This is a genomic window from Paracoccus sp. (in: a-proteobacteria), from assembly GCF_047973135.1.
GTDB lineage: Bacteria > Pseudomonadota > Alphaproteobacteria > Rhodobacterales > Rhodobacteraceae > Paracoccus.
On record NZ_JBKEBL010000201.1, the window covers coordinates 1 to 10541 of the forward strand.

General features: G+C 61.5%; 11 protein-coding genes. 5 read left to right on the forward strand and 6 right to left on the reverse strand.

Annotated elements, in window-relative coordinates; translation table 11 throughout:
* Nucleotides 1–769 (forward strand): P1 family peptidase (locus ACK5L9_RS15740; protein WP_416912416.1); only part of this gene is annotated, 769 nt, incomplete at its 5' end.
* Between the two features lie 329 nt (nt 770–1098).
* On the opposite strand, the gene ACK5L9_RS15745 is transcribed toward ACK5L9_RS15740, so the two are convergent.
* The 4 genes from ACK5L9_RS15745 to ACK5L9_RS15760 form a co-directional block, all read right to left on the reverse strand.
* Complete coding sequence (locus ACK5L9_RS15745) at nt 1099–1941, reverse strand: shikimate dehydrogenase family protein (protein ID WP_416912417.1); 843 nt, start codon at nt 1939–1941, stop codon at nt 1099–1101.
* 130 nt (nt 1942–2071) lie between these two features.
* On the reverse strand, nt 2072–3592 hold the full coding sequence (locus ACK5L9_RS15750; protein WP_416912418.1) for a tripartite tricarboxylate transporter permease: 1521 nt from the start codon (nt 3590–3592) through the stop codon (nt 2072–2074).
* Entirely contained in the window at nt 3592–4104 is a 513-nt protein-coding gene (locus ACK5L9_RS15755) for a tripartite tricarboxylate transporter TctB family protein (RefSeq protein WP_416912419.1), read from the reverse strand. The genes ACK5L9_RS15750 and ACK5L9_RS15755 overlap by 1 nt, the downstream gene beginning before the upstream one ends.
* A gap of 62 nt (nt 4105–4166) precedes the next feature.
* Nucleotides 4167–5162, reverse strand: coding sequence for a tripartite tricarboxylate transporter substrate binding protein (locus tag ACK5L9_RS15760; RefSeq protein ID WP_416912420.1), 996 nt, complete (start codon nt 5160–5162; stop codon nt 4167–4169).
* 160 nt (nt 5163–5322) lie between these two features.
* Here ACK5L9_RS15760 and ACK5L9_RS15765 point away from each other — a divergent pair, with 160 nt between their 5' ends.
* Nucleotides 5323–5994 carry a TetR/AcrR family transcriptional regulator gene (locus ACK5L9_RS15765; RefSeq protein WP_416912421.1) on the forward strand — a complete coding sequence of 224 codons (672 nt, stop codon included), beginning with the start codon at nt 5323–5325 and terminating at the stop codon, nt 5992–5994.
* A 5-nt stretch (nt 5995–5999) separates the two neighbouring features.
* Here the strand turns inward: ACK5L9_RS15765 and aroQ are convergent, their stop codons facing one another.
* A complete protein-coding gene (aroQ, locus tag ACK5L9_RS15770; protein WP_416912422.1) occupies nt 6000–6437 on the reverse strand; it encodes a type II 3-dehydroquinate dehydratase in 438 nt (145 codons plus the stop codon).
* Nucleotides 6438–6524: 87 nt separating this feature from the next.
* Nucleotides 6525–7436: a LysR family transcriptional regulator gene (locus ACK5L9_RS15775; protein WP_416912423.1), complete on the reverse strand. Its 912-nt coding sequence runs from the start codon at nt 7434–7436 to the stop codon at nt 6525–6527.
* Between the two features lie 107 nt (nt 7437–7543).
* On the opposite strand from ACK5L9_RS15775, the gene ACK5L9_RS15780 reads away from it, so the two are divergent.
* From ACK5L9_RS15780 to ACK5L9_RS15790, 3 genes are all read left to right on the forward strand, one after another.
* Entirely contained in the window at nt 7544–8473 is a 930-nt protein-coding gene (locus ACK5L9_RS15780) for a hydroxymethylglutaryl-CoA lyase (protein ID WP_416912424.1), read from the forward strand.
* The gene (locus tag ACK5L9_RS15785; RefSeq protein WP_416912425.1) at nt 8470–9306 is read left to right on the forward strand and encodes a sugar phosphate isomerase/epimerase family protein; all 837 of its coding nucleotides are present in this window, start codon (nt 8470–8472) and stop codon (nt 9304–9306) included. The genes ACK5L9_RS15780 and ACK5L9_RS15785 overlap by 4 nt, the downstream gene beginning before the upstream one ends.
* Before the next feature lie 28 nt (nt 9307–9334).
* On the forward strand, nt 9335–10541 hold a 1207-nt coding region (locus ACK5L9_RS15790), incomplete at its 3' end, for an aldehyde dehydrogenase family protein (RefSeq protein ID WP_416912426.1).

Sequence of the window (10541 nt, forward strand, 5' to 3'; positions counted from 1 at the left end):
GACCAACACGTTCGGCGTGCCCGCATGCGCTTCGGCGCTGATCCGCAGGGCGATTGCGCAGAACGACCGGATCGGGCGGCAGGACAGCACCGTCAACCCGCTGGTGCTGGAGTGTAATGACGGCAAGGTCAACGATATTCAGCGTCTGGCCGTGACCGAGGCAGACGCGATGGCCGCCATCGACAACGCCGGGACCAGCTTCGATCAGGGCACTGTCGGCGCGGGCAGCGGCATGACGACATTTGATTTTGTGGGTGGCATCGGCTCGGCCTCGCGGGTGGTGACGCTGGCGGGCGGTGCAGGTTTCACGCTGGGTGCGCTGGTCCTGTCGAATTTCGGCGAGGCAGGGTCGCTGCGCCTTCCGGGTCAACCTGCCGGGCAGGCCCTTGCACGGGCCGAGCCCGACACGGGCTCAATCATCATCGTTCTGGCCACGGACGCGCCGATGGACGCGCGGCAACTGACCCGGCTGTCGCGGCGCAGCGCGGCGGCGCTTGGGCGGTTGGGCAGCTATCTGGGCCATCAAAGCGGCGATATCGCGCTGGCCTTTTCCACAGCGAACCGGCTTGCGCGCACTGATACGGAAATGGTGCAGGTCACTCGTCTGGCGGAAAGCCGGATGAACGGTTTTTTCAAGGCAGCCGTCGAAGCCGTGGAAGAGGCGATCTTCAGCGCGCTGTGGCATGGCCAGCCGACACGGGGATATGGCGGCTTCACCCCCGTGCATTTCCGCCAGAGCCTTCGGCGCGCGGCCCTGTCTGCCGGGTGATCGGCCTGACAGCCCGCCCCGCCGCTGCCTCCCGGACACAGGCGTGCTTTGCGCCGCTGAACTGGCCCTGAACAGCCCAGAACGGTGAAAACCGAGGTGCCCCCGCACTGGAATCTTCTGAGGCGCATCATGGCTGATGAGACAATATAGCTGACGGAAGCCAATTTGATCATCAAATTGGCGCAGCATCAGCGTAAAACCAAATGGTAATAGCCTGACAACATAATCAAAATAAAATCGTCAGGCTATATGACGAGGCCGGACGGCCCTCGGCGCAGCCGTTCCAAAATCCGGCTTTCGGGAACAGTCATTCCCGGAAGCCGGCACGATCAGTCCCCGCCCTTGCCAGCCATCAGATCGCTGCGCAGGCGCGCCAGGTCCAGCGGCATGCCGCTGAAGAACGTCCAGGCGTTGACGCCCTGATAGAAGAACAGCTCATAGCCCGAGATGACTTCAAGCCCTGCGCGGGTCGCTTCGTTCAGGAATTGCGTATCGACCGGCGTATAGACCGCGTCAAAGGCCCATTCGGCTTGCGCCACCAGCCAGCCGGGTATCGGTGTGCCGGGATAACCGATCATGCCGACCGGTGTGCCGTTGATCAGGCCATTCGCGCCGGGGGCGATTTCTTCGACTGTGGCAGCGGTGACGATTTCGGTGTCGGAAGCCGCGCGGCGCAACTCTTTTGCCAATGACAGCGCCTTGTCCGGGTCACGATCAGCGATGCGCAATTCCCGGACGCCAAGCGTCAGCAGGCCAAAGGCGACCGCGCGGCCCACGCCCCCCGCGCCGATCTGCGCGACGATGCCGGGCGCCTTGTCGCGGCGTACCGTGCGATAGGCCTCGATAAAGCCGGAATAGTCGGTGTTGAACCCCAACGGGCCACGGTCGGAAAAGACCACGGTGTTGATCGCGCCGATGCGCCGGACCTGCTCGTCCTCGACCGTGACCTTGAGGATCGCCTGTTCCTTGTAGGGATAGGTGATGTTCAGGCCGCGGAAATTTCCGGCGGCGCAGTCCAGAAAGACCTGATCGAAGGGAACCCCCAGATCGATGGGGATCAGCCGGTCATAGCGGACATCCAGACCGTTCTGCTGTCCGGCAAGCCGGTGAAGCCGATGAGCCGAGGAACGAGAGATATTGTCCCCGATTAGCCCGAGGTGAAGATCTGCCATCTTGTTGTCCTGTGTGTCGAGAGCTTGCCGTGTCCGGTCGGATCGCGGCGATGTGGCCCTTGTCCGGGGCCTGCCCGTAAACCGGGCGGGGGTGCCATTGCCGGATCGTCGCCGGCAATGGCGGATTCGTTCAGGTCTTGGAATCGGCCTTTTTGCTGGTGGACAGCGCCGATTTCAGCCATGCCCACAGCGGCGTCTGGCTGACAAAGATCAGCAGCACCATCGTCAGCAGCACCACCGACAGCGGGCTGGTCAGTGTGCCATGCAAAAGGCCCGCGATGCTGCCATCCTCGGATATGATCGCCCGGCGCCAGTTTTCATCCAGCAGGCGCGACAGGATCACGCCCAGGATGACCGGGGCCAGTTGATAGCCATAGGATTTCATCATGTAGCCCAGAACGCCGAAGGCCAGCATCCAGTAGACATCGGTGATCGAGTTGTTCACCGCATAGGCCCCTACGATGGACAGAAGCAGGATCAACGGGATCAGCACGGTGCGCGGCATTTCCACGATCTTGGTAAAGATGCGGATGCCGGTCAGGCCGAAGATCAGCATGAAGATATTGGCCAGCACCAGCGCGCCGGTGATGAACCAGAACATCTGCGGCTGATCGACCATCAGCATCGGGCCGGGGTTCAGCCCGTGGATATACAGCGCGCCGATCATGATCGCCGTCACCGCATCCCCCGGAATCCCCAAGGTCAGCATCGGGATGAACGCTCCGCCCACGGCCGCGTTATTGGCTGTTTCCGGCGCGACCAGACCTTCGCGGGCACCCTGTCCAAAGGGAACCTCGGGGTTCTTGGTGATCCGCTTGGCATGGTCATAGGCCATCAGCGCGGCAATGTCTCCGCCTGTGCCCGGCAATGCGCCGATGATCACCCCGATGGACGAGGTTTGCAGCGACAAGGGCAGGTATTTGCGGACCGAGGCCCATTCCGGGATGATCCGGCTGATCGTCTGTTTGACGGCGGTTTTATCGACATAGTGCAACTGCATCAGCGCCTCGCTGATGCCGAACATGCCAATCATCACCGCGATAAAGTTGATTCCGCCCCAAAGCTCGACATAGCCGAAGGTAAAGCGTTCCTCGGCGGTCAGCGGGTCCATGCCCACGGTACCGATCAGCAGGCCCATCGCGCCGGCGAAGATACCCTTGACCAGGCTTTCGCCCGACAGCGACCCGACCAGCAGGATGCCCAGGATCGCCAGCAACATGAAATCGCGCGGCTGGAACGACAGGGCAAATTCGCTGACGGTCGGGGCCGCCAGAGCCAGCACGGCGATACCAATAAGCCCGCCGACGAAGGACATGACTGTGGACAGGCCGATCGCCTCGCCCGCAAGGCCCTGTTGCGCCAGGGGATAGCCATCCATGGCCGTGGCGACAGCCGAAGGCGCGCCCGGAATGTTCAGCAGGATCGCCGTCCGCGAGCCGCCATAGACGCCGCCCATATAGATGCCGACCATCAGGCACAGCGCCGGATAGACATCCCAGGTGAAGGTAAAGCCGATCAGGATCGACACGGCCATGGTGACGGACAGGCCGGGAATCGCGCCGACATAGACCCCGGCGCAGGTGCCCGCCGCGACCAGAAACAGCAGTTTCGGGTCCAGCCACGGCATCATGAAATAACCAAGTGCCTCCATCAGTTCGCTCCTCCGAACAGGCGCGCTATCGCGGCCAGGATTCTTCCCTCGGCGACTATTCCGGGCGGCATCAGCACCTCGAACACCATGCGGAAAATGATGTAGATGCACACCAGCGAACAGAGCGAGACCAGCAGGGCAAAGACAAGCCCGCCCCTGCGCAGAAACAGGATCGACAGAACCAGAAACAGCAACGAGGTTGGCAGAAAGCCAAACGGCACCAGAAGCAGCGCATAGCCGGTGATGGCCAGCATCATCAGGATGACGACCGGGGGCACGATGTCGCCCACAAAGGTTGTCTCGTCACGCAGGGTATGCCGGAAATTGTTCAGCAGGATAAGCCCGGAACTGATCGCCATCGTCAAGGCGACCGCCATGGGCAGGGCTCCGGGCGAGCTGAGTGAGCTGAAGCCCGAAATCATGAAAGCCTTCCACATCAGGAAAAGGCTGACCAGGAACATCAGGAAATTGAACGCCAGTTCCCCGGCGCTTCGCTTGCGCTTGTCGTGCATAGCCGATCCTCCCTTTGATCAAAATGAGGCCGCCCCGGCAGGGAACCGGGGCGGCGATTGGGTCAGGGGCGCGCGATGCCGAATTCCTCGGGCGATTTCTTGGTCAGGCCAGCATCGGCCATCAGCCACGAGGTCAGCGATTGCCACTTGCCAAGGAATTCCTCCGCAGCGGCACCCGACATGTTTTCGATGACATAGCCGCGGTCATTCATCAGCTTGACGAAATCCTCGCTTTGTGCGCCTGCGGCATAGGCCTCGGTCAGCCTGGCGACCACATCGTCGGGGGTGCCTTTCTTGACGAACACGCCGAAGAATGGGCCCCAGGGCAGGTAATCGGCATATTCCGGGTTGGTCTGGCCAAGCGCCGCGAGGTCGGGCAGCGCCTCGGCCGGAGCACTGTCGATCAGGACGATGGGCTTCATCCGCCCGCCCTTGATCGATTCGATGGACGCACCCAGAACGGCGGGCATGACATCCAGCGCGCCGCCTTGCAACGCGGTCAGCGCCGGGCCGTCGCCGTCATAGGGAACCTCGATGATCTGAAGATCGGCCTTGGATTTCAGCATCGCCGTCACGACCGAGGGCAGGCCGCCCGGCCCGGTCGAGCCGAATTTCACCTTGCCCGGATTGGCCTGAATATATTCGACCATCTCGGCGAAGTTGTTGAACGGTGCGTCGTTATTGGCGACTAGAATCGGAACGCCGCGCGCCAGGATGTTGATCGGCACGAATTCGCTGTAATCAATGTCACCCAGACCCATAACCTTGTAAAGCAACGGATTTTCTGCACCCATCAGCAGGGCGTAGCCATCGGCCTTTTGGGCGTAGACGAATTTGGTCGCGATGGCGCCGACACCGCCGGTCATGTTCTTCATGATGACCTTGCCGCCCAGAACCTCTTCGGCATGAGGGGTGACGGTGCGCATCACGGTGTCGGTCGAACCGCCGGCCCCCCACTGGATGATCCCCTGAATTTCCTTGGCGGGATAATCCTGCGCAAAAGCGGGCATGGCAGTAAGCGCAGCGGCGGCGACTGCGACAAAAATTCTACGGTTCAAAGTAATTCCTCCTCAGGAATGGGTGGTGCTGCCGAATCCTCCTGCCCGGCTGCTGACATTAAAATATACGAGCCGGTTAATTCTGCCAAATAGTTTTTGTTCCAATTCGTACATTTTATGCTATCAAGGGGCGAACAGCTAACAAATGCAGGAAAATTCCGTGGCCAAGGACGCGCGCAGAACTGGGTGGAAACAGGATCCAGAGGCGGTAAAGGCCGATATTCTGCGAATCGCGGTGCAGCATTTTGCGACTCATGGACTGGCCGGGGCGCGGGTGGACGAGATCGCGCGCCAGACCGCCACGTCCAAACGCATGATCTATTACTATTTCAAGGACAAAGAGGGCCTGTATCAGGCTGCGCTGGAATCGGAATATGAACGTGTCCGGGCCGGGGAATGGGAACTGGAGCTGGAAGGGCTGGACCCGGTTCAGGCGATGACGCGGCTGATCGAATACACCTTTGACTTTCACCGCGAGAACCCGAATTTCGTGCGCATGATCGCCATCGAGAACATCCATAACGGCACGTTTCTGGAACGCTCGGCGCGAATCAGGGCGCTGAACCTGCGCGCGGTCGAAAAGGTCGATGAAATCTATGGCGCGGGCGTCCGGGCGGGGGCGTTTCGCGCCGGGCTGGAACCGCTGGAACTGCACTGGACCATGTCGGCCATGAGCTTTTACAACGTCTCGAACCGGATCACCTTCAGCGTCGGTTTCGGCCCCGAGCTGTTTTCGGACAGCGGGCAGTTGGGGTTGCGCGACAGCGTGACCAACACGATCCTGCGCGCGATCCTCAGCCCCATGGCGCTGCGCGAATACAACGCAGCCTGACGGGATCAGCCCAGCAGGCTGCCCATCCGGCGCATGGCAAGGGCATAGCCCTCGATCCCGAAGCCGGCCATGACTCCGTCGGCCCGCAGGCTGACATAGGAATGGTGGCGGAACGATTCGCGTTTGTGAACCTGACTGATATGCACCTCGAAAACCGGGCCTTCGAACGCGTTCAGCGCATCCAAGATCGCGACCGAGGTATGCGTCAGCGCGCCGGGATTGATGATGATTCCCGCCGCCTGTTCACGCGCTTCGTGGACCCAGTCCACGATCTGCCCCTCGTGATTGGATTGCAGCATCGTGACCGACAGGCCGAATTCCGCAGCGACCTTTTCGGCCGCCAGGCGGACATCCTCCAGCGTTTCGGCACCATAGATTTCAGGTTGCCGCTTGCCCAGAAGGTTCAGGTTCGGGCCGTTCAGAATATAGATGGTCTTGGTCATGGCAAAAGCCCCGCTTGTCTGACCCGCATTTAGTACGGAACGTTCTTAACGCATACTATCGAATTATCCACCACGCCAAACATCAGGTTAATTTCTTGCGCGCGGGGCGGAAACCGCCGTCATCTCGGCCTTGATCAGTTCGACCAGACGGTCGGCAAAGATCGAACGCGGCTGATCGGCGTTGAAGGCCGCATAGGCGCGAAAGCTGGTCGGCTCGGCAATCGGGCGGATGGCGATGCCCGGATAGCGGATCGGCCCGGCAAGCGACAACTCGTCCATGATAGACACGCCCAACCCCTGACCGACCAGCGTGGCGATCATCTGGCCGGTGCGTGCCTGAACGGAAAATTCCGGCGTCAGCCCGTATTGGCGGAACGGTTCGGCCAGGATGCGGCCATAGGGATCGTCGGGTTGCACACCGATCAGCGGCTCGTGCAGCAGATCGTTGACCGAGACAGAGGGCGCGTCGCTTAGCCGGTGCGACTGTGGCAGGATCGCGACCAGCCTGCCGCTGTACAGCAATTGCATCGTCAGGCCCGGATGATCCAGCTTGTAGCTGAGCATCGCGACCTCGCCCTTGCGCAGCAGCAGATAGTCGATCGCTTCTTCGATCTTGATCGTGTTCAGGCTGAGATGCAGATCGGGGAACTGCGCGCGCAATTGCCGGATGGCCTGCGGAAACACGTGATGGGCGATGGATGGCACTGCCGCAAAGGCCGCCACGCGCCCGCCGCCCGCGCGCAGGGTTTCAATCGAATATTGCAGGTTCTCGACCGACTGGAACACTGCCGTCACCTGCGCAAAGATGTCGCGCGCCTCGTCCGTGGGGGAATAGCGGCCATGGATACGTGAAAACAGCCGGATGCCAAGCTGGCTTTCGGTATGCTTCATCAGCCGGCTGATGCCGGGGGCAGAGACGTTCAGCAATTCCGCAGCGCCCTTGACAGTGCCCGCTACGGTGATGGCGCGGATCACCTCGATCTGCCTCAGGGTCAGCATTGTCCCACCAAAATTAACATTATGTTTGCATTATGGCAAAAACGATCATTTGCCGCAAGTTATCCCCGCCCCTATCTTCCGTCTTGTCATCGAAGGGGGGCGGAAACATGTACGGATTTCCCGGTAATATTCTGATTGAAGACGAATTTTTGCGCGACGGGCTGCAAAATGAAGCGCGCGTGTTTTCCATCGACGAAAAACTGGGTTTTCTGGCCGCTCTGGAAGATGCGGGCCTGCGCCGCATTCAGGTCGGGTCGTTCGTCCATCCCAAATGGGTGCCGCAGATGGCCGACACGGACGAGCTGTTTGCACGCATCATATCCCGACCGGGCGTCGTCTATTCCGCGCTGGTGCTGAACAAGGCGGGGCTGGATCGCGCCCTTGCCGTAAATGTGCGGCACCTGTCGATTTCGGTCTCGGCTTCGGAAACGCATTCGCGCAAGAACACCAATCGCAGCGTGGACGAAGCCCGCGCCGCGATCATCCCGACCATCGAAAAGGCGCTGTCCGAGGGGATCGCCGTGCGTGCGGGCATCCAGTCGGCGCTTGGCTGCGGGTTCGAGGGAAAGATCGATCCGAACCGCGTGGCCGACATTGCCCGCGACTTCTCGGGGCTTGGGGTGCAGGAAATCAATATCGCCGATACGGCGGGGCTGGCCAATCCGCGTCAGGTCTTTGACCTGTGCACCCGGCTTCGCGGCGAGATCGCACCCGAGGTTCAGCTTTCGCTGCATCTGCATGACACGCGCGGCCTTGGCATCGCCAATATGGTCGCCGGCTTGCACGCGGGCGTGCGGATTTTCGACGCAGCGCTTGGGGGTTTGGGCGGCTGCCCGTTTGTGCCCAAGGCGACCGGCAATATCGCGACCGAGGACGCAGCCTTTGTCTGTGCGCAGATGGGGCTGGATACCGGCATTGACTGGCAGTCGCTGGCCGCGCCCGTTGCGCGGGCCGAGGCGCTGCTGGCCCGCCCGCTGCCCGGCCGCGCCAGCCATGTGCCCGCCCCGCCCTGGGACCGTGCGGAGGACGCGGCATGAGCCACGAATATTCCCTGTCCTATCTGACCGTGCCGGGCGTCACGCCCCCCGAACAGACCTATATTGCCGCTGCAGCGGGCTATGAATACGCCAGCTATCGCCTGTATCATCTGGGCGTGGCGGGGGAACCCGACATCGACCCCTGCGCGCCGCAGATCATCCGCGACACGAAGCGGGCGCTGGCCGAGACCGGGCTGAAATGCTTTGACATCGAACTGATGCGCATCCTGCGCGGGCTGGATCCGAAACAGTTTCTGCCCGCCTTCGAGGCCGGGGCGGAACTGGGCGCGAAACATCTGATCTGTTCGGCATGGACCGATGTGCGCAACGACCGCTCTTTCGTGGTCGAGACCTTTGCCGAAATCTGCGATCTGGCCGCGCCTTTCGGCCTGACCGCCAATCTGGAATTTCCCGCCTTTTCGCGGCTGACCACGCTTGAGGAAGTGCTGGACATTCTGGAACGGACGGGACGGCGAAATCAGGGTGTATTGGTCGATACGCTGTACATGCATTTCAACAAGGCCCCGCTGTTCGCACTGGAACGCGCCCCGGCCGAGTGGATCAACTTCATGCATATCTGCGACGCGGGCGATCTGGCTTATACCAGGGACGACATGATCGCCATCGCCCGCGACGGCAGGCTGTATCCGGGCGAGGGGGCCATCGACTTTTCGGCGATCAACTATCTGTTCCCCGATCTGCCCCTGTCCATCGAATTGCCGCATGCCGCCCGGATGGCGGAATTTGGCGCGCAGAAACATGCCGCGAACTGCCTTGAGGCCGCCCGGACCGTCTTTGACGGTCAGCGCCGCCGCAACCAGCAACCGGCGTGACCCCAGACATATTCTCAGGAGGAATGACATGGCACGTGAAATAACCCCGGAAGAAATCGCATCCGTTGACGAGATGATCGCCCGCGCCCGCAAGGCGATGGACCAGATCGCCGATTGGGATCAGGATCAGGTGGACCGGCTGGCCCGCGCGATCGGATGGCATGCGGGCAACGAAAAGACCTTTGTGCGCATCGCGCAGATGGGCGTGGACGAAAGCGGCATCGGCGACCGCGCGGGCCGCGGCGGCAAGCGGTTCAAGGTGCTGGGCGTCCTGCGCGACGCGCTGCGCGGCAAATCGGTCGGTGTGATCGAGGAAGACAAGGCAAAGGGCCTGACCAAGATCGCCAAGCCCGCCGGTGTCATCGCATCGCTGATCCCGACGACCAACCCCGAACTGACCCCGCCGGTTACGGGCATCTATGCGGCCAAATGCAGGGACGCGGTGATCTTTTCGCCCCATCCGCGCGCCAAGGCCACCACGAACGAGATGGTCAATGTCATGCGCCACGCCTGCAAGCTGGTCGGCGCGCCCGAGGATCTGTTCCAATGCGTGACCACGCCCTCGATTCCGATGACCAATTATCTGATGGCACAGGCGGATCTGACGCTGGCCACTGGCGGCAAGCCGATGGTGCATGCGGCCTATAGCAGCGGCAAACCTGCCTATGGGGTGGGCGCGGGCAATTCCACCATGGTCATCGACGAGACCGCCGATATCGCCGAAGCCGCCGCCAACAGCCGCCAGTCCAAGATGTCGGATTTCGGCTCGGGCTGTTCGGCGGATGGCAATCTGGTCATCGTCGATGCGGTCTATGACAGGATGTGCGATGCGCTGATCGCCGAAGGCGGTCATCTGTGCAGCCCCGAGGAAAAAGATCTGCTGAAAAAGGCGCTGTGGAAAGAGGATGGCAGCCGCCGCATCGAAACCGTCGCCGTTGCGGCCAAGGTCATCGCCGATTTCGCCGGTTTTGACCTGCCCGAGGATCGCAAGTTCCTGATGGTGGAACAGGACGAGATCGGCAAGGATCATTTCTTCAGCAAGGAAAAGCTGTCGGTGACGATGGCGCTGTACCGCGCGAAGGATTTCGACGACGCGCTTGCCAAGGTACGCCAGATCTACGAGGTCGGCGGCAAGGGCCATTCCTGCGGCATCTATTCCTTTGACGAGGAACGTATCCTGCGCCACGCACAGAACGCCCCGGTCAGCCGCGTGATGGTGCGCCAGCCGCAATCCA

What these genes read in the sequence shown, in the direction of transcription:
- ACK5L9_RS15745 (WP_416912417.1), bottom strand. Translation starts at nt 1,941, where the DNA reads ATGGCAGATCTTCACCTCGGGCTAATCGGGGACAATATCTCTCGTTCC.
- ACK5L9_RS15750 (WP_416912418.1), bottom strand. Translation starts at nt 3,592, where the DNA reads ATGGAGGCACTTGGTTATTTCATGATGCCGTGGCTGGACCCGAAACTG.
- ACK5L9_RS15755 (WP_416912419.1), bottom strand. Translation starts at nt 4,104, where the DNA reads ATGCACGACAAGCGCAAGCGAAGCGCCGGGGAACTGGCGTTCAATTTC.
- aroQ (WP_416912422.1), bottom strand. Translation starts at nt 6,437, where the DNA reads ATGACCAAGACCATCTATATTCTGAACGGCCCGAACCTGAACCTTCTG.
- ACK5L9_RS15775 (WP_416912423.1), bottom strand. Translation starts at nt 7,436, where the DNA reads ATGCTGACCCTGAGGCAGATCGAGGTGATCCGCGCCATCACCGTAGCG.
- ACK5L9_RS15780 (WP_416912424.1), top strand. Translation starts at nt 7,544, where the DNA reads ATGTACGGATTTCCCGGTAATATTCTGATTGAAGACGAATTTTTGCGC.
- ACK5L9_RS15785 (WP_416912425.1), top strand. Translation starts at nt 8,470, where the DNA reads ATGAGCCACGAATATTCCCTGTCCTATCTGACCGTGCCGGGCGTCACG.